Source organism: Paenibacillus sp. Dod16, assembly GCF_049893405.1.
Classification (GTDB): Bacteria; Bacillota; Bacilli; order Paenibacillales; family Paenibacillaceae; genus Paenibacillus_AQ.
Genome location: NZ_JBNDYG010000040.1, coordinates 32949 through 52342, shown reverse-complemented (window position 1 = coordinate 52342; position 19394 = coordinate 32949). Strand labels below are relative to the sequence as shown.

At 48.0% G+C, this 19394-nt stretch carries 13 protein-coding genes and 1 other annotated feature; of the genes, 1 reads left to right on the top strand and 12 read right to left on the bottom strand.

Annotation, left to right across the window (positions count from 1 at the left end; all coding sequences use genetic code 11):
- Positions 1-46: 46 nt before the first annotated feature.
- From asd to ACPV3A_RS26740, 12 genes are all read right to left on the bottom strand, one after another.
- On the bottom strand, positions 47-1132 hold the full coding sequence (gene asd, locus ACPV3A_RS26795) for an aspartate-semialdehyde dehydrogenase (protein WP_426202370.1): 1086 nt from the start codon (positions 1130-1132) through the stop codon (positions 47-49).
- Between the two features lie 198 nt (positions 1133-1330).
- Positions 1331-1595 (bottom strand) — a binding site (T-box leader).
- A gap of 112 nt (positions 1596-1707) precedes the next feature.
- Entirely contained in the window at positions 1708-2775 is a 1068-nt protein-coding gene (locus tag ACPV3A_RS26790; RefSeq protein WP_339296361.1) for a hypothetical protein, read from the bottom strand.
- A 256-nt stretch (positions 2776-3031) separates the two neighbouring features.
- A complete protein-coding gene (locus ACPV3A_RS26785) occupies positions 3032-3496 on the bottom strand; it encodes a phosphatase PAP2 family protein (RefSeq protein WP_426202368.1) in 465 nt (154 codons plus the stop codon).
- Between the two features lie 325 nt (positions 3497-3821).
- Positions 3822-5420 carry an amidohydrolase gene (locus ACPV3A_RS26780; protein WP_426202365.1) on the bottom strand — a complete coding sequence of 533 codons (1599 nt, stop codon included), beginning with the start codon at positions 5418-5420 and terminating at the stop codon, positions 3822-3824.
- Between the two features lie 130 nt (positions 5421-5550).
- Positions 5551-6783, bottom strand: a complete 1233-nt coding sequence (locus ACPV3A_RS26775; protein ID WP_194544759.1) for an RICIN domain-containing protein — start codon at positions 6781-6783, stop codon at positions 5551-5553.
- Between the two features lie 437 nt (positions 6784-7220).
- A complete protein-coding gene (locus tag ACPV3A_RS26770) occupies positions 7221-7724 on the bottom strand; it encodes a VOC family protein (protein ID WP_426202363.1) in 504 nt (167 codons plus the stop codon).
- Between the two features lie 21 nt (positions 7725-7745).
- Entirely contained in the window at positions 7746-9083 is a 1338-nt protein-coding gene (locus tag ACPV3A_RS26765) for a helix-turn-helix domain-containing protein (protein WP_426202361.1), read from the bottom strand.
- A 130-nt stretch (positions 9084-9213) separates the two neighbouring features.
- Positions 9214-9459 carry a hypothetical protein gene (locus ACPV3A_RS26760; RefSeq protein WP_426202359.1) on the bottom strand — a complete coding sequence of 82 codons (246 nt, stop codon included), beginning with the start codon at positions 9457-9459 and terminating at the stop codon, positions 9214-9216.
- A 63-nt stretch (positions 9460-9522) separates the two neighbouring features.
- Positions 9523-11907: a polyprenyl synthetase family protein gene (locus tag ACPV3A_RS26755; RefSeq protein ID WP_426202358.1), complete on the bottom strand. Its 2385-nt coding sequence runs from the start codon at positions 11905-11907 to the stop codon at positions 9523-9525.
- Positions 11908-12000: 93 nt separating this feature from the next.
- Positions 12001-12786, bottom strand: coding sequence for an alpha/beta hydrolase (locus tag ACPV3A_RS26750; protein ID WP_426202356.1), 786 nt, complete (start codon positions 12784-12786; stop codon positions 12001-12003).
- Between the two features lie 148 nt (positions 12787-12934).
- Positions 12935-16387 carry a glycoside hydrolase family 2 TIM barrel-domain containing protein gene (locus ACPV3A_RS26745; protein ID WP_426202354.1) on the bottom strand — a complete coding sequence of 1151 codons (3453 nt, stop codon included), beginning with the start codon at positions 16385-16387 and terminating at the stop codon, positions 12935-12937.
- A gap of 270 nt (positions 16388-16657) precedes the next feature.
- The gene (locus tag ACPV3A_RS26740; RefSeq protein ID WP_113058021.1) at positions 16658-17071 is read right to left on the bottom strand and encodes a YugN-like family protein; all 414 of its coding nucleotides are present in this window, start codon (positions 17069-17071) and stop codon (positions 16658-16660) included.
- A gap of 491 nt (positions 17072-17562) precedes the next feature.
- Between ACPV3A_RS26740 and ACPV3A_RS26735 the strand changes: the two genes are divergently transcribed.
- Positions 17563-19353, top strand: coding sequence for a hypothetical protein (locus tag ACPV3A_RS26735; RefSeq protein ID WP_426202351.1), 1791 nt, complete (start codon positions 17563-17565; stop codon positions 19351-19353).
- Positions 19354-19394 lie beyond the last annotated feature (41 nt).

Here is a 19394-nt window from a genome sequence, read left to right as displayed (position 1 = left end):
AGGCGACTGCATCAAGCAGTCGCCTTTTTCTTAATGAGTATAGTTATTATTTCGCTTGAATGTAACCTTCGGCTTTCAGCAGTTCAGCGATCAGAACAGCTCCGCCAGCCGCGCCGCGCAGCGTATTATGCGAGAGTCCTACGAATTTATAATCGTAGAGGGAATCCTCGCGCAATCTGCCCACCGATACGCCCATGCCGCGCTCGATGTCACGGTCCAGTTTCGTCTGCGGGCGATTCTCTTCCTCGAAATACGTAATGAACTGCTTCGGTGCGCTTGGAAGATTCAGCTCTTGCGGTCTTCCCTTAAATTGCTGCCAGCGGTCCAGAATTTCATCCTTCGAAGGCTTGTTCTCGAACGATGCAAATACGGTAGCTAAGTGGCCATCGGTTACGGGTACGCGAATGCATTGCGTCGTAATCAATGGCGATTGGGCTTTCACGATCTCACCGTTCACGATGCTGCCCCAAATGCGCAGCGGCTCTTGCTCGCTCTTCTCTTCCTCCCCGCCGATATACGGTATCACATTGTCCAGCATATCCGGCCAATCGGTGAAGTTCTTACCTGCACCGGAAATCGCCTGATAGGTGGAGGCAACAACCTGGGTAGGTTTGTAATCAAGCAAAGCGTGAAGCGCCGGTACATAACTCTGAATGGAGCAATTCGGCTTCACGGCAATGAAGCCGGTTGTCGTTCCCAGACGTTTGCGCTGCGCGGCAATCACGTCAATATGACCCGGATTAATTTCCGGAATGACCATCGGAACGTCAGGCGTCCAGCGATGGGCGGAATTGTTGGAAATGACGGGCGTCCCCGTTTTGGCATAAGCTTCTTCCAATGCCTGTATCTCATTCTTCTTCATATCAACCGCACAAAATACAAAATCAACCTCTGCAGCTACCTGTTCCACTTGCGAAGCATCCTGCACAATAATGCCCTTCACCTGCTCGGGAATTGGCGTGGCAAGCTTCCAGCGGCCCTGAACCGACTCTTCATACGTTTTGCCGGCTGAGTTTTTGCTGGCAGAAATGGAAGTGACTTCGAACCATGGATGCCCATCCAGCAGTTGCATAAAACGTTGACCGACCATACCCGTTCCACCGACAATACCGACTTTAAGTTTTTCAGACATTCGTTACTCATATCCTTTCAATAGTGGCGTCATGTTTCCCATACATCGACTTTGATCTACCGTACGGACAAAAGCATGCAGTAAATGAGCTTCTTCTAGATAACTATTCAATCCGGTGTGATTCGTGTAGGTACCCTACCTTGAACCATCATATTTCTTTTGATATAACAAAAAAATCCCACCCCCAAGACCATAAGTCTTAGGGACGAGATTGTTATACTCGCGGTACCACCCCAAATTTGCCAATATGTCACCATATTCGCCTCATCGAGTACGGCATTACACGGTAATGCAGATACTCTAGCTCTATAACAGGAGCTCCTGGCACACCATCCGCCTCTCAATGAGGGTTCCATGTGCTGCTCTGAGTCTTTTTTCAATAAAGAACGCTTTGCCCCTTTTCAGCTGCCGGAGCTCTCTGTACAAGAATTCGTTTATTTACTCGTCTCTTCATCGCATTTGTTATGATTATTATATATAAAACCATTTCGGCGGTAAACCTTATTTATTAAATTTTCGGAAAACTCGGCTGATTTCATGAGCTGTTCCATCGATGCACACCTGTCGGAACCATTTTATGGCTGAAGTCGCAGTGCCTCCAGTTCCATTTCCCGGCGGATCGCCATTTCCATCCTCGTTCTTAATACTATGTATTGATTCACCATCGGGTGATCGTATCCCAAAACATGTTGGATCCGGCCTATCATGGAATCATCTTCATACTCGTTGCTCCATTGAAACAACTGCGCGTAGAGATCGGAGAACCGCTCATTATTCGTCGCAGCAAAACGGAGAGGATGAAGATCATCACTCAGCTTCACTTCCATCAAATCATGCAGCACCTGCAGGCTGTGAACAATGAACGCCTCTACCTCTAACGTCTCATTTTTATGTAAATCCAGCGGCATCCTATCCTTCATATCCGAAATAAGCTGACTGAACGTCACTTCGGACATTTGCATGGACATGTAGCCCCACCAGTGACTTCCGGTTCCGGTTGCATCCATCTCCCATTTCGGTTCCATCAAAATACGTCGGACCTTCGCCTGTTGCGATCGGCCAAATGCAGCGATGCCCAGGATCAATCCCGCATTGCAATCCGTAGAGGCCTGCTCCCCCCACTCCATAAGACGGGGAACCATCCGGGCATCGGTGAATTTGAAACATAGCGCCGGGAGAAATTCGGGAAAAAGCGGTTGTCCGTAAACCCGCTCCATCTCATCAGCGAATATCTCGCCATAACGCTCGCAAGGGAGATGCATCAAGCCGATACAGGCAGCTTTCGATAAATACCAATCAATTGCGGTTATGCACGCCACCATATAATCCATCATGCGGTCATAGTCCAAGTACCCGAGAACATGCAAAATCTCGCCAGGCATGTTCTCCTTAAGTTTCTTCCCATCAAAACAAACACGCGCTATATCCTCTGCCAGCTCCTGATCTCCGCATCTCATAATCGGATCAAGCAGCAGGGAACGCTTGTAATCGGAAGGCTCCTCTGCAAACAGTCGGAATAAGGCGGCTGCGTCATTCCGGTCACCATACAGGGAAGTGATCCGGCAGTATGATGCCAGAATCGTTCCATCCATCCTGGGATTGTTCTTGAAATCTCTGATGAGCTTTTCGGTGTTCCGAATCATTCTTATGGCTTCTCCTGTAACATGATGATGACATTTTTTCCTATAAACGCGGCTTTTATCGTTCGATTTCGTACACAATGCTTGCAAGTTAAACGGCTTTCGGTCTATCCGGACTTTCATTGCTCCTACATATTCTCCCCGTGGACGATAACTCCCCGGTTTTTAGCACGGTGTCCTATAGATAATTTCCCTACCCCAAACCACAAAATCTCAACTAGTGCGATGGCACCCGCCACGTCCAGCAGGACATGTTGTTTCACGAATTCGTAAAGCCTGCACTAGCTGCTGCCCCTTTTATCATCAAGTAGCTGGTCAGAACATGGATGCTTGGGAAACAGTTGTACGGATTGTCGGTGCTGTACACCAGATTTACCAACCGGTCAAGAACCCCTGTGCCTACAAGCAGCGGCCGCTCTACCGTCGTCTGGAACAAGAAAAAGATAATGTAACACGCGATGAGTCCAATACACTGGGTCAATAGTGTTCGATAATATACATTTCGGTCTCTGGAACAGAACAGAAACAGCATAATAATGATAAAAGGGTACCATACCAGATACGGTATAATGAATATCGGTACAAACGGAATTGCAGAGTCAAGATCCGTCATTAAGCTTTTTACCGGCGTATGTGCATGGTTCAATATCCCATAAAAAATGTTAAGCACAGGAATGGCCAGGATCCATAACAGCGGGAGATATGTCTTCCATTTTAAGTTCATTGGCTTCCTCCCTTCTTCGACTCTTCAGTCTCTTTAAATATATGAAACAACGACGCAATTGCGCCTGTTTTTCACACTAACCAACGATGTAGCCGTTATATCCCATGGTTTGAATGTTTATCCGGATAACCCACATGTTCTCTAATCTCCACTAACGTTTTGCTTAAGATCATCCCCTCATGCTGTACGACGATTTTGCCGGCAACTTCACAATATACCATGTCGTCAAGTAAGGCTCAAGTCGATAACCCATCTCTGTGTCATTAAAAATCATCCATAAATACAAATCGAGCAAGTCCTTTGCTGGACTGCTCGATTGGATAAGTTACTGCGTATAACCGATTTCCCCGTTCACAATCGTCATTCTGATCTTCGTCTTCAGCAGTTCATCCGGATCCATAGCATCATGCAAGCAACGATCCACAACGGTAAAATCAGCATATTTCCCTATTGCTATCGTTCCCCGCTGCCCTGATTCTCCGGCCGCCTTGGCACCACCGATCGTAAACAATTCAATCGCTTCCGTTAAGCTCAGCTTTTCTTCCGGCATATATCCATCATGTCTCTCATCCGGCTTCCGTCTCGTCATTGCAGCATGAATCCCGAGCAGCGGGCTTAGCGGCTCTATGGGAGCATCGCTTCCTCCGGAACAAGGCAGTCCGGAGCGCAGCCACTTCTTCCACGCATACAAATAGCTTGTCCGATCAGGGCCCACACGCTCCAACACCCAAGGGAAATCGCTGGCTACAAACCGGGGCTGCAGGTCAACGGCCAGATTCAGCTTACTCATTCGCTTCACCGTATCCGGGTGTACAATTTGGGCATGGATAAATCGGTCCGGAAGTTTCGAATCCCGGCTTAATGGATAAAGTTCAAGCACATCCGTCATCAACGCTGCCGCGCCGTCCCCAATCGCATGAAAAGCAACGGGAAAGCCCAGATGACGCGCTCTGCCAACGATTTCCCTTAGCTCCTCTAAAGTATGCATAGCCAGCCCCCTAGTATGAGGCGCATCATGGTAAGGATCCTTCAGCAGCGCCGTTCTTCCGCCAACCGCCCCGTCCGCGAATAATTTGACGGCCCCAATACGGTTCCAATCGTTGCCGCTGCCCGGCTTAAGGCCCAGCTCTTTCATTTCATCAAGATAACCATGAAACATCAGCTGATGGGTACGAAAGCGCAGTCCCTCCTCTCTTAGCTCTCTATGAATCCGCTGCATTGCTTCCACACTTCCAAGCAAACGGAGATCCTCCGTATGAGCTGCCGTAAGGCCTAAACGCAGCGCATCACGGCACGCCTCCAGCATCGCTAATTTCAGGCTGGCGGGATCAGGCTCCGGCTGCACCATGGCAAAAGGTATCGATGCATTCTCGTAAATGCGGCCGTTTAACCGGCCATCGGCATCCCGGCCGAAAGCGCCGGACTCCGGATCTGGCGTGTCTGATGTAACACCCGCTCTTCGGAAGGCTTCCGAATTACCCAGGTAAGCATGGAAGCAGGTCCTGGTTAGATAGACTGGATGTTCCGTTGTCATGTCGTCGAGTTCCTGCATGCTCGGAATCTGACGGTCTGGAAAGTTATGTTCATTCCAGTTCAACCCCATGATCCACTCGCCAGGCTGCGTAACCGCGACCCTTTCCCTAAGCATAGCCAGCATCTCTTCCTTAGAGGTCGCCTCAGTGAAATCAAGCATGCCAAGCTTCAGTCCATGCATACCGAGATGCATATGCGCATCGACCAGGCCAGGTAAAACGAAGGCGCCATCCCAATCCACCGTTCGATACTTCCGATCCGCCAGCTGAAGTCGCAGGTCGGCTGCGCTTCCAATAGCACGAATGATTCCGTCTTCCACAAATATCGAATCCGCTGTTGAAGCGCTATGGGGTAAAAAGAGATTTCCGTTCGTAAAAAGAACTGGTTGCATGTTTCCTGATTCCTCCGGATTTTTCCATCCATTATACCAAACGGGCATGCAGCTCGTCAGCCGGAACAGGAATAAGCCAACCTTCTTCATAACCAAACAAGCAGCCCCTTACGGAGCTGCTTGTCCAAGTTTAGTTAATTTTGGTGAACATCCATTTCTGCGCATCCGTACCATTATCCGTCCACTGCTGGACAACCGCCCCATCTGCTGTGGACGCACTGGCTACATCGACTGCCAGTCCGCTTACTTTGGACACAAGTTTGTAATAGCCTCCGCCAACATCAACGATTCTCCATCGCTGCGCATTCGATCCATTATCGTCCCATTGCTGCAGCTGAACGCCGGTGGCTGTGGACGAATTCGGCACATCAAGAACCTTTCCGCTGTGCACGGCTGTGAGCTTGTAGTACCCGTCTCCGGTGCTTTCTACCCTGAATCTTTGATTATTGGCAACGTAGTTGGTCCACTGCTGAATCTTGGCTCCCCTTGCCATGGAGACATCCACAACATCCATCACTTTGCCGCTCGCCTTGGAAGCGATCGTGTAAATCCCATCACTGATCACGTTCGATGCACCACTGTCTTGATACACGCGTACATAATCCACCAGCATCTGCGATGGGAACGGCGTGGAATTGTTCGGACTTCCAGGCCAATTTCCGCCGACTGCCAAATTCAATAATAGAAAGAACGGGCGCTGGAATTCCTCGGTATTGCCGGTTCCATTCTCAATATAGAATTCATTGAACTGCTGACCGTCTACAAACCAACGAATATATTTGGAATCCCACTCTATGCTGTAGACATGGAACTGGGAGAAATCCAAATTGCCGGATACTCGTCCATATTCGGCATGCCCTCCTGCATCCCAGTGTACGGTACCATTCACGTAAGGATTATGGTTTACCCGTTCCATAATGTCAATTTCTCCGCTTTTCGGCCAGCCGATCGAACTGATATTGCTTCCCAGCATCCAGAACGCCGGCCATAGACCTTGACCCGATGGCAGCTTGATCCGCGCCTCTACTTTCCCGTAAGTAAAGCTCTTCAAATCCTGGGTTTTGATCCGGGCAGAAGTGTAATTCATCCCGCCGTAGGATTCCTTCTGCGCTGTAATGACAAGGTTACCGCCAGTTACCTGAACATTCTGTGCCCGGTCGGTATAATACTGCAGCTCATTGTTTCCCCATCCGCCGCTGCCGGTACCGATTTCCGGTGTCCAATTGGCTCTGTTGAGCGAGGTCCCATTGAACTCGTCACTCCATACCAAATTCCAGTTCGGTGCGGCATTGACTTTGTTGACAGGCATTAGAACGACCAGAAGACTGAACAGTATAACGACACTTATTCCTTTTCTTAGCATCATGTTCCCTCCTAATTATGATCGAATTAAAGGCTTCATGGATACCTGTGCACCTCATAGCTGTTCTTCTAGCGAACCGTCTACTAAGCTTCGTGTCACCTCTCTTTCTCGTTCTCTATGATTTGCCATGCAACCAATCTATGATGGTAAATCCACTTGTTGTTCGAGGACATTACGTAAAATAATGCGCTTATATTTCCATTATAGGTTCATTATATACCACTATCAACCTCAATTTATATTTTTTTACATTTATATCAGTATTCCATAGTTCCTATCCTATCAAAAAAGCCGGTGCAAGCCCCGGCCTAGAGTCCCTTCAATATCTACCTTTTACTACCACCAATGTTTTTTTCAGTGAATGGAACATTCCCAAGCTCGATGTACCCTTTTTTACGTAAATCGTGATCTCATGTATGGCTTCAAAAAGGGGTTAATTATTCACGACATATCATAAGTTTGTTTCCATCGGGATCCTTTATGACGAACCAATGATGATGTTCAATTTCCGTCACGAGTTCCACTCCGAGCTTTTTCATGTACGCTAACGATCCTTCCAGATCCTCTGTTAGCAGCATGAACGCTGGAGTATCGATAGATGGGGCTCCCCCCGGCTGATCTCCTCCCCACTTCGGCATGGTATCCAGAATCACGCCCGTTCCTTCCATGGGCAATGGGCATAAATGACCATTCATCACCTGGCAATCATCTTCCGCTATTCCGAGTACACGGCAGTACCAGCTGCGCGACCTTTCGATATCCCGAACCGGGATGAATATGCTGCCCACTTTGTTCTTAATCGGACTTACCTCTGCATGGTTGTGATTATCACGCACTTGTTCGCTCATCTTTTTGCCTCCATGTATCATTTTTAACACGCGTGGCGTCGTAAACGGACGATACCCTTCCGGCTGCACTCTTTCGATAGGCAATCGGCCCATGAACTCCCTCCATTCTTATGCTCATGACATGATTTGAACAGGAACATAACACTTCACTCTGATCATCCCGTGATCCTCCTCTTCTTTAGGCAAATAACTCGCATACCAAAAGCGTCCTGGATCCGGCCTATACTCGGTTGACATATCGAGCCATCGATCCACTCTTTCAAGTACACCTGTCATCGTGCCAGCGGCACCTGACTCCAGACAGGCATACAATCCGCCTTCCAGCTCAACTTGTAGATCTGCTTCTTCACTGGAAGGAAGAAAATCCTCAGGAGGAGCTATATAAACCTCATAAGCAGAGCATTCGTCCAGCAGTCCACCGTCACAGTGCATGAATACGCGGATTCGCGAATCTTCCATCAATCCATTACGGCATAACCAGGCAATGGAAGCTTCATCCGCTTGTTTGACGCAATCTATACCCGTCCTTCGAAAGCGCATCACCTTAAGCGAAGACAACTGCACGATTTCAATAGGTTTCACCAGCTTGCTTCGTTCCACCGGAAGATAAAGCTTCATCCGAACGATTTGATCCCGGTTCAGCGCATATTCTTCAATGAACCCATGCTTTCCTTGCTCAAACACACTGCGGGGCAGCCACTCGGAGAACAAACGGTTCCAGGTGTTTTGAATAATGTCTTCCGCTACCGACGGCGTTCGGGCCACTGCATACAATCCGCCGTCAAGCGTCATGGAATAAAGCTCCGAATGCTTCATGATCTCGGCTTGTTCCATCGAGCCTACAGCCAGCAGTTGATAACCGAAGGGCTTGGTTTCACCATCCATGTCCACGTTCCAACCAAAAAGCCTCAGCCCATTGAGATCGATACGGTGTGATGACAATCGTTCGCGAAAATGATCGATCGCAGCGGTCTCTATACCCTCCTCATACTCGGAAACGAATAGATGGCCGATCCCTTGCAGAGGATTCAGACGGATAACCCTTACTTCAGGAAATCGTTCTGATAAGGCCCGCTCTTCCAAATAGCTTACATGCTCTTTCAGATTCATCCGTTCGAAGCTGTAAACCACCTGGGATCTTCGATATTGTCCTGGAGTCTGTCCCGTGAGTCTCTTGAAGGTTTTAATGAATGTCGGATACGACTCAAATCCGCAGCGGTACCCGATATCGATGGTCGGCAAGTCGCTATCCCGCAAGCAGTTGGCGGCTTCGTTGATTCTGCGTTTACGTATGTATTCCTTAATGGGGTGTCCCGTCAGGCTATGAAACAAACGGTATAAATTGGGCAGCGACATGGCCGCCACGCCGGCAATCCCCTCAAGTGTCAGTGATTCCGTCAGATGATCTTCGATATAATCAATGGCGCTTTGAACGATTTCACCGCTCTGCATTTCAAGTCCTTTTGCCCCCTATCTATGTGGATTGGCTATGAGGTCATCATACCAAATTCCATGCAGCAAGAACTGTACTTTTTTATCAAAAAAACATTCTCGCTACTACGAATACAAAAAAAGCATTCTCTTAATTGACGACGGATTCAGGACTTAGTTCGCCAACCATGATACTAATCGGAGTGCTCAGACGGGACGCTCTTTCAATCGGCGGCAGGTCGCTGGCTAAAAGCGTATCATAGGGCTTATTGTATCTATAGGGAATACGCTGTGTTTCTTCTGAATTGCTGCTTTTGCACAATATCATCCTTGTAACACGCATGCAGCAAGCATGGCTTAAACCAATGCCATAACCAAAAAAAGTGCTGGCATTCACGCCAACACTTCCTCTCGGGATATTTTTCTCATGATTGAACATTAACAATATAATAGAAGCAATTTAACGATCTCGATTTACCATATAATTTAATAAATGCTTGAGAAATGCCGTATTGCGCGGCATCTCCTGTAGCGCCTCCATAGCCAGGCAATAATGCTCCCACATTTCCCGACTGGCGCCTTCCTGACCCAAAATGCTCACAAAGGTCGATGTATTATTCTCCGCATCCTGTCCTCCGGGTTTCCCGAGCTGCTCCATATCGCCCTGCACATCAAGCAAATCATCCTGAATCTGAAAGGCAATGCCCGCATGGTAGGCAAATTTCTTCAATGTCGCAATTTCGGTCTCCTTCACCTGAGCGAGGATGGCAGGCATAACGAGAGATGCCTCGAAGGCAATGCCCGTCTTGTAATAACATACCGTATTCAACTCCTCCAAAGATAATGCCTTCCCTTTTGAATTCAAATCCATCGCCTGGCCCGAACACATATCTCCCGCTCGCTGAGACGAATATTGAATCAGCTTTAATACCGTTTTGGGATCAAAACCTTCAAGGGACGATTGTTCTTCGATAGCCTTCTGAATCAGGAACAAACCGGTGATTTCCGCCGTGGCGCTATCATGAACCCGATGCAGGGTCGGTCGTCCTCTACGGGTAGAGGCGTTATCCTGAGACGGCAAATCATCGAATATCAAGGAAGCGGTGTGCATGTATTCAAGCGACCTTAGCAGCGGCACGATGGCGGAAGCTTGCAGACCGTATTCGTTGACCGCCATAACCCAAGTCAAGATAGGTCTTAGACGTTTGCCGTCCCCATCGAGCGTATAATTGGCGGCGTCAATCAGCGACTCTTTCATGGGTGGAATGCCAAGGGGCTTTGCGATTTGCAAGCTGTTGTTAATCTCATTTCGAACGGTTTTAATGGTATCGATAAAATAATCCTTTTCCTTCCGCTCGTTTCGGAGCACCGTAACCATCTGGTCCCGCAGCAACTTATCGAAGAAATCCACCTGATCGGCTGTTCGAACCATTTGCTGGACAAGTCGATTGAATTCCGGGTTACCGGATGCAAAAATATCCATGATTTCGTTATATTTCTCAGCACCGACCCGTTCCTTACAACGCTTCAGGCCATTAATGGCCCGGTCCAGCATCACCTCTCGCGTCTTGGCGTCCGAATGATACACCCCATGAATCAGATGGGAAATAACCGCCCAGTACATTTCAAAAGGATTGATAAGATCTGTACGCTGACCGCGATATTTTAAATAGTACGTATACGGGGTTACCGCTCCGTCTTCCATATCCTGAAACATATCGGCAAAATCATCGGCCAGCTGGTTGTAGATACCGTAGAAGAAGGTCCGGTCCTCAAAGCCTTCATCCGCCGAAGCGCTGATAACGGAACGGACGATCAAGCGGGAGGACGATGATTTCAGGATGATTGGCAGATATAATTCCTCGTTACTGTAATTGGGATTGCCCAGATCCTTAATGCGGTCAATATGCTGGGAATGAAAAAACACATTAGACTGCTCGAAAAAAGCACGCTGCGTTTGGGGACGTTGGTGTCCCTGAATATACTCAAATGCATCCCGAAGCTCCTTATGAACGAATTGAACGAGATCCATGTTTTTCCCGCTCCACTGCCCAAGCTCCGGTACCGTTCCAGTAAGGAGCGCCTGACGTATCATCTGGGAGTACTGTTCCTTCTCTTGAGCGTTAAGTACCCTTGAATCGAGCAGATCGTCTATAAAAGGATAGGTCAACCCATAGGAATATCCCAGCCGGATAGCATCATCAAGGCGGGCTGAGCGCTCCGCAGGCGATGTCTCGACACTCATATCCTCGATGACGTGCATAACAACGCCAACGATAATTTTAATCAATTTGCGTTGAGCTTGGTCGGCATCCATCTCCTCCGGGATATGGGTCGCCACGTGCTTCAGTTTGTTAATGACCCAAATCACGGCATTCTCGATGCCTTCCTTCTGGGCCCATCGGTACAGCCCGGCCAAACTCATGTAATCCGGCGTACCTCCACCGTTCCTATTGGAAGGGCGAAGCAGAAGTTTTTTGGTATCGTGGGCAACGCGCCGAATTCGGGCCTTCGTGTCAGGCGAATTCAGGTCCATCCCCAGGTCTCTCATATAAATATAGGAAATGCTTCGATCCAAGTAATCATCCAATTCACCTGTATAATGAAGCCAGCCGATATATTTATGATAATCCCGGCTATCCGGTTTCTTCTTTCCGCGCGATAAAAAAGTCAGCCATGAAGGACGATGAATATGCTTCCTTTTCCATATTAGAATGTCCTCTGTCAGGATCGGCACATAACTCTTTTCCTTAACCTGTACATTAAGTGATGCAAAATACTGAGCTGCCTTCTGCTCAGCCCGCCGATATCCCGTATCGGCATAGTCTGTATACGCCACATTCATATGATGGAATCCCTCAACTTCTTTAAGTGTTTAACATGTACCCATGTTTATAACCTATATACGTAGAAGTTTCAATCGGGTTACATTTCAGTTTCAGCGTTGAAACGAATCGAGGCCCTGGATCCAGAGGTCCATGGCTTCCGTCACTTCGATCAACTGCTCTGCTGGGGTTAAGGAAGCTTCGTTGTCTCCCTTTTGGAAACCGTAAGAACCGAATTGTCCGTGATTGCCGCCCGCAATATCCACGTATGTCGTATCGTCCGGCAGATTCTTTCTTGCAGCTTCCCACTCGGTTCGATCAAGAACGCCATCCTGCGTACCGGTGATTTGAAGCGCGGACATATTCAATCCGTTTAGCTTGCCTCCATCATCCGCGTAGGATGCCATGAAGTAAACCCCGTCAATGACATCCGCATGTTCAGAAGCATATCTCGCAGCAAAAACACCGCCTAAGGAATGCCCGCCAATGACATAACGTCTGTCTTGATGCTCCGATATGAAGGAATCCGCCTTGTTCTGTCCGAAGACGGCGAGATTCAAAGGCATGAATGCAATGTACACGCGGTGCCCCTTCTCCGCCATTCTCTTGGCAAAAGGCGCATAACTTTCAGGCTCCACCAATCCACCAGGATAAAAAATAATGTCGGGCTGGATCACCTCCTCGCCCACCGGCTCGAAACGATAGCCGTCCTTGAGGTGTTCGACAACTACTTTCGTATCACTTTGAAACACCGCTTTCGCTTCATCGAGCGGTTTGTAAGTAAGAGAATCCAGTAGGACACTAGCTGCTATGGTAATAATGACTAATATAGACAGGGTCCATATGACAATCCTGCGCCCTCTTTTACTCCTCGATTTATTGGTTTGCTTCATTTCCATCACGGTCCCTTCCATCCAGGTATGTCGATCATTTAATTATACCGCAGGGTTAATTAAAATCCTATCGATTCGTTCAGATGGACCGTACCTCAATTCCTAACAAAAGAAGGCTGCCGATTGGATCAGCAGCCTTGAGTCACCCCTTGTATTATGAACCGGATCGTACAAACCGGAACCAGCCAAAATCAAACTGGCTTCCCGGCAGGAAGATGAACGTCACCTTCTGTTTGCCGTTCACATGCTCCAGATCGAACACTTGCTCTTCGTATCCATCAGTTTGCGTAAATTCAACAAGCTGATTGCTTTCTCCCGCCGAATTGGCAAACCGGATATGAATCGTGTTTTTATCTATGGCCGTGCGCCCGTACACAATCAGTTTTGAAGTGCCTGCTTCTGAGAAATCCATTAGGTCAAACTCGAGGGAAACATTATTTCCTATACCTTCAACAGCCTTGTCATCCATAATCGTAAAGCTATCTCCGTAGATTCGATCACCATCTGCGGCATAATTCTGCTCGAAGGCCCGATTCCCCGCTTGAAAATAAAACCCTTTGATGTGCACCTTCTGCCGCAGGACAAAGCATATTGACGTGATGCCGCGCAGCTTCTTGGACAACCGGTAGGTTTCTTCCTGATACACGTTCCACTTGGACTCTTTCTGATAAATGCAGTCGGCCAGCAAGGAGCTGCCCTCCTCACCAGGCATGCCTTCCCAGATTTGCAGCGAGTACGCTTCGCTTGAGAGTGCAAATATCGGAATGGTGATCGTATCGGAGCCATGGGGACCGAAATCGATGTCCCGAAATCCGACTTGTGTCTCGCCGTCTCTGCTCGTAGCTACGCCTCTTTCGTTCCCGTTCCCCACATCACCTTGACTGTAATCATACAGTCCTGCAGAAATGAAGGAGTATGGGTCTTTGTAGGCCGCACCCAAACCGTCAACTTGAAATTCAAGCTGGGAGATGAGCTTGGTTTTATCCGTCCCGTTCCGACTCGTACATCTCAAACGAAACTCGCCGTCGCCAAGAGCAGTTACGATGACTTCATGGCCATCGGCTTCCACACTGGCGATATTGGATTCGATGCCGGCATCATTCACGACAGCCCATTCGACCGCTTGATAAGAGGTCTCCGGTGGATGTAACAGTGCACGCACCACCATTTGCCGATTGGACGGATGAAATGATTGACCTCCTTCGCTGATCAATTCAATCTTGCGAAGCGGAAGCTCGAGCATGTTCCCCGTGAGGCACGGCCCATCTTCGTTATTCATGCTTACCGATATGCCCTTTGTCAATTCATTCTGCGCAGGGATGGATGTCAGATGTAGGCATCGGCTCTCCAAACCATTGGAAGACACTTCGATTCGAATTGGGCCAGGCTCCAATGTGGCTCCGATGATTGCCATCAGCTTGCCGCTGAACAATCTTCGGCTCCGGCCTTTGTACGGATCATAATCCGTGCTGTCTCCGTTATCGAGTCCAAGCAACCGCCCGGCACCCGTCACATGCACCTCTACCCGGTTATTCGCGTTCTCCACGGAATGGCCATCCTCATCCTCCATCGCAATTTCCAGGAAGATGAGGTCTGTTCCATCGGCTGTTAATTCTTCTTTATCCGGGCACAAAACAATACGCTTGGCATCGCCAAAAGAGGTTCTTGTATCCTCAGCCACGATACGGCCAGCTTCGTCATAAGCGATTGCTTTCAATTCGCCTTTTGAATAAGGAATCTTCCACCAACCCACCAGCTCTCTTCCGTGTGCATGGTCAATATCATGCTTACCGATGGTTTCCCCATTAAGACGCAGCTCGACGCTTGGCGCATTGGAACAGATGCGAACATCGATCATTTGGCCGTCGTTGAAATCCCAGTATGGCAGCAGATGCACCATGGGTTTCGTTTTGTAATCCGTCCAGGCTGCTTGATAGATATAAAAGGAATCTTTCTTGAAGGTTGCCGTATCGATCTGTCCGAAATAAGAGTTTTTGGTATGATACGGTGTAGGTTCTCCAATATAATCGAATCCGGTCCATATAAACTGTCCCAGCGAGAAGGGCATATCTCGCTCTGCCAGAATGCAGGCCTCCGCCGATTTCGCCCCCCAACTTGTCGAGCTGTTTCCAAGGGAGGAACACTGCTCGTCGTCATCGGCCAGAATGGACTTTTCAAACGGGAAATGATAGATGCCTCGGCTCTGTACGACCGATGCGGTCTCGCTGCCATAGATGATCCAATCCGGATGTGCCTGATGATGCTTCTCGTAATACTTCTCGGCATAGTTATAGCCTGCCACCTTTACGATATCGGCACATAGCTGAGCGTTCTCCCAAGGCATATAATTCGATCCGATGGTAACGCTTGCATTTTGCTTGGGATCGTATCGCTGGACCTCTGCCATTAGCATTCTTGTTATTTCCTGCCCCCTCTCATCCGCGTGGGTATCATATATTTCATTCCCGATGCTCCACATGATAAGGGACGGATGGTTCCGATCCCGTTTGACCCAGCTCTTCACGTCGCGCTGAACCCAATCCGGGAAAAACCTTGCATAATCATAAGGGGTTTTCGGCCGTTCCCACATATCAAAGGCTTCCGATACGATCAGCAGCCCCATTTCATCCGCAAGATCCATCCATTCCTTCGCAGGCATATTGTGAGCGGTGCGGATCGCATTAACCCCCATGTCTTTCAGAATAGCAAACCTTCTGGCTAAGGCCGTTTTGTTAAACGCTGCACCCAGAGCTCCGAGATCATGATGCTCGCATACACCGTTCAGTTTCAGTTTGCTGCCATTCAGGAGGAATCCCTGATTCGGATCAAGCTGGATATGGCGGAATCCCACGTTGTGCGATACCGATTCTACAATTTCATCGTACCGGTCAGTCGGAAGATCCATTCCAGTCACCCGCATCTCGGTAACCAACTGATACAGATGAGGTTCATCCGGGCTCCAGAGCCATGGACGCTCAACAGCTAGCGTTTGTGTATTAGTTACATTGCCAGTACTGCTAGCGTTGACGCGATTGGACACCTCTGCGATCCTTTGACCATCCTTCAGGAGCGTATGGTTGATGACCACATCATCTACGATATTCATTTCTGTGTCGACTTCGACCAACCATTCATTTTCCTGACATTTTGTTGATATATAAATGCCGTCTGTTGCGATATGGTTCGCTTCCCTTATCTTTAACCACACATTACGATAGATGCCCGCCCCCGAATACCACCGGCTGTTCGGACTTTGAAACACTACCTTCACAACGATGTCATTCTCCCCTTCTGCCAGGAAATCCGTGATTTCGTGTTCGAAGGAGGAATAGCCATACTTCCATTCACCCACGCAATGACCATTGACATAGACGGAAGAATCCATATACACCCCGTCAAAACACAGCAGAACCTGAGCTCCATCGCCATTCCACGACCATTGCTTCCGGTACCAGCCTATGCTGTTTTCATATAAATTCTCCGTGTTATAAATAAGCCAATCATGGGGAATATCCACGGGTTGGAATTTCAGAATCGCCGAATCCGTATGGTCAAGACTGCTTTTTGCAAATGTCCATCCATCATTAAATAATGTTTTTTTGTTCATGGGTGGGTATCACCTTCTTCATTTATTTAATTGATCCAAGTTGGCACATACTGAAGCCAGTCTATCCAACTATAACAGGATCTTTTAACATTTGAGCCCGCTTTTACGAAAGTTCTAAAGTTTTCAAAGGATATTCTTTAATCCCCCTATTTGTTCACCCATACAAAAAGGAGCCCCTTGACTGCAGCAAACGTCAGAGCTCCTTGCTTGTTATGGTGTAACTATAAAAAAGAGATCAAGCAAACTTGATCTCCTCGTTAGCGCCGAGTATCAGTGCAAGTACCCTGTCTCCACTTCATCCAAGACTTTTCGTGCTTGTTCAATCCACATCTCGTCCACCGATGCGTCAGGGTCGATCGGAGCCTGGAATTGATCAAAGAGAGCTCCTAATAAACGAGGTGCTGCATGCTTGTCGGTTCCCGTATTGTATATATGTCTAAATACGAATGGACGGCCGAGCTTTATCGTAGCATGACAACCGCCGCATTCGCCATCCAGGCTGCCTTTGGTGACCAGAAAAGGGATCCGAAGCCATACCATCCGCTCCTGATCCAAGCGCCTGTCCAGATAACCATGCTTATAATCCCAATTGCCGGCTAACGTAAACTCATGTTTACATAGATAGGTGTCTATATTCACAAAACGGTCTTCGATATTCTCCAATCTCGATTCCAAATTAATCATGTGCGCCCACCTTATGTTTTTAGTCCTAGGATGGACTTGAATGCCAAACCGTATACGGGAATGGTTTTCGAAATCAACATTACGATTCATTTCCATATGCTAAAATCTCACTTCCACCTCTACTAGGGGCTCCTCTCCCTTAAATTACTAGCCGTTATGATGAAAGCATTAGAATCTCCTTCATAACCCATAAATTTAATGATGTTCTTCATTATAAACAGTGACACTAGGGCATATAGAAGCCAAAAACACAACTTTCTTCCTGAGTAGTTAGCCTTAATCTTGTTCAAATTCATATAATTTATATGATTTAGTTATATTTTTCCAAATATATCATAGTTCCTTTTAAACCGATCATTTGTTCGATCTATTGCTTGCCACCTGTCCCGTAAGAACAAGGTCTCATCTTTTTTTGAGGCATCAATGCTATAATAACCCCGTTTACTAAATAGAGAATACGTGGAGTTCTCGTAGAGAAACGGAGGGAAAACATGAAAGTAAAAGGTTACCCGATGCTTGCTGGCCTGTTGGCTGTCATGCTTCTGGTGGGGCTTCAAACCCCGGCTTATGGAGAAAATGCAACAACAAAAGCAACTTGGATCTGGCAGACGGATCTGATTCAGGATGGCGGCGAAGAACTGCTTGATTTTTCCCGCGAAGAAGGAATTAATCTAATCTTCCTACAGATTGATCGTCAAATGCCGTTCGAAGTTTACGAGGCATTTATACAGCGTGCGCATGAGAATCAAATTGCTGTGCATGCTTTAGGAGGAGATCCAAGATGGGCCCTCACCGAACATCGGGAGGATATGCTCGGACTCGCCGATTGGGTGATCAACTATAACGGCAAGGTTTCGGCCGGCGCCCGATTTGACGGCATTCATCTTGATATAGAGCCGTATGTACTTGCCCAGTGGGAGGATGAGCAGGACATAATCATCAGCACCTGGGAACAAAATCTTATGGTGTTCCTGAATCAAGTATCCGGGAGCGACCTGGAGCTCGGAATTGACATCCCCTTCTGGTTTGATCAATACACTTTGGGTAATGGAACCGGTCTGAATGAATGGCTGATCGGTACATTTGACCATGTTACCGTGATGGCCTATCGGAACGAAGTAGAATCCGAGCATGGCATTCTGGACCTGACGCGAGATGAGCTTGAGCTTGCCAACCGGCTTGGTAAACAGATTCTTATCGGGGTTAACACGAAGGAAATGCCGGGTGAGCCTCACACCAGCTTTTATGGACATGGTAAGGAAAAAATGAACGCCAAATTGGAACATCTGTCCAGTGCGCTCGGTTCATATGCTTCCTTTGCCGGGATCGCTATCCACGATATTCGCAACTGGCAAAACATGTCTAGTGATGGGAGCGTACCGCCAGACGATAAGGACCCTACTTCCCCATCACCGGCCCCCGATCCGAATCCTGAACCGGGAGAAGGCGATCGCGTGCCCGATGCTGATCCCGTTACACGGGACTCTATCGTAAGAGGCACATATATATGGGAAGCCCATGAAGTAATTCAAAACAGTCAGGAAATTCTTGATTTTGCGAAGGAGAAAAACTTGAACTGGCTCTATGTAAGGCTGGACCTGGAGCAACCGTACAGCTCGTACTCGACGTTTGTTAAAGAAGCGGCTGCAGCCGGAATCGAGGTCCATGCCATGGGTGGCCATCCGATATGGGCACTTGAGGAGAACCGGCCCAGAATGATGCGATTGGTCAATTATGTGAAGAACTACAATCGCGCTGTAGAAGGCAATGAGCGTTTTCATGGCATTCATTTGGACATTGAGCCTTATGTGCTGCCTGCATGGAGGGAAAATTCGCAGCAGGTTATTTCCGAATGGACCGCGAATCTGGATGCCTTTGTTACGGAATTGAAAAAAGATTCCAATCTGGAAGCAAGCATGGATATGGCCGTGTGGCTGGATAAATACAAAGTTCCCGGACAAGATATGTCACTCAGCAAGTGGATGATCAACCGAATGGACCATGTTTCTCTCATGGCCTTCCGGGATGCAGCGGAAGGATCGAACGGGATTGTCGGCGTAGCTAAGGAAGAGATCGCATTTGCCGATGAGCTGGGCAAACCGATCAAGATTTCCGTAGAAATCAAAGCCAGCCATGAAGGAGATCATATTACCTTCTATGAAGAAGGAGCAGCTTACATGGAGGAAGAGCTTGCCAAGCTGCCTGATTTATTGAAGGATTCACCTTCCTTTACCGGTAGCGTGGTGCATGCGTATGCTTACTGGAAAAATGCCAAGCCTTAAGAGGTAAAAAATAAAAATAACCCCATCGCTCTCGAATGAGC

What these genes read in the sequence shown, in the direction of transcription:
- asd (WP_426202370.1), bottom strand. Translation starts at nt 1,132, where the DNA reads ATGTCTGAAAAACTTAAAGTCGGTATTGTCGGTGGAACGGGTATGGTC.
- ACPV3A_RS26790 (WP_339296361.1), bottom strand. Translation starts at nt 2,775, where the DNA reads ATGATTCGGAACACCGAAAAGCTCATCAGAGATTTCAAGAACAATCCC.
- ACPV3A_RS26785 (WP_426202368.1), bottom strand. Translation starts at nt 3,496, where the DNA reads ATGAACTTAAAATGGAAGACATATCTCCCGCTGTTATGGATCCTGGCC.
- ACPV3A_RS26780 (WP_426202365.1), bottom strand. Translation starts at nt 5,420, where the DNA reads ATGCAACCAGTTCTTTTTACGAACGGAAATCTCTTTTTACCCCATAGC.
- ACPV3A_RS26775 (WP_194544759.1), bottom strand. Translation starts at nt 6,783, where the DNA reads ATGCTAAGAAAAGGAATAAGTGTCGTTATACTGTTCAGTCTTCTGGTC.
- ACPV3A_RS26770 (WP_426202363.1), bottom strand. Translation starts at nt 7,724, where the DNA reads ATGGGCCGATTGCCTATCGAAAGAGTGCAGCCGGAAGGGTATCGTCCG.
- ACPV3A_RS26765 (WP_426202361.1), bottom strand. Translation starts at nt 9,083, where the DNA reads ATGCAGAGCGGTGAAATCGTTCAAAGCGCCATTGATTATATCGAAGAT.
- ACPV3A_RS26755 (WP_426202358.1), bottom strand. Translation starts at nt 11,907, where the DNA reads ATGAATGTGGCGTATACAGACTATGCCGATACGGGATATCGGCGGGCT.
- ACPV3A_RS26750 (WP_426202356.1), bottom strand. Translation starts at nt 12,786, where the DNA reads ATGGAAATGAAGCAAACCAATAAATCGAGGAGTAAAAGAGGGCGCAGG.
- ACPV3A_RS26745 (WP_426202354.1), bottom strand. Translation starts at nt 16,387, where the DNA reads ATGAACAAAAAAACATTATTTAATGATGGATGGACATTTGCAAAAAGC.
- ACPV3A_RS26740 (WP_113058021.1), bottom strand. Translation starts at nt 17,071, where the DNA reads ATGATTAATTTGGAATCGAGATTGGAGAATATCGAAGACCGTTTTGTG.
- ACPV3A_RS26735 (WP_426202351.1), top strand. Translation starts at nt 17,563, where the DNA reads ATGAAAGTAAAAGGTTACCCGATGCTTGCTGGCCTGTTGGCTGTCATG.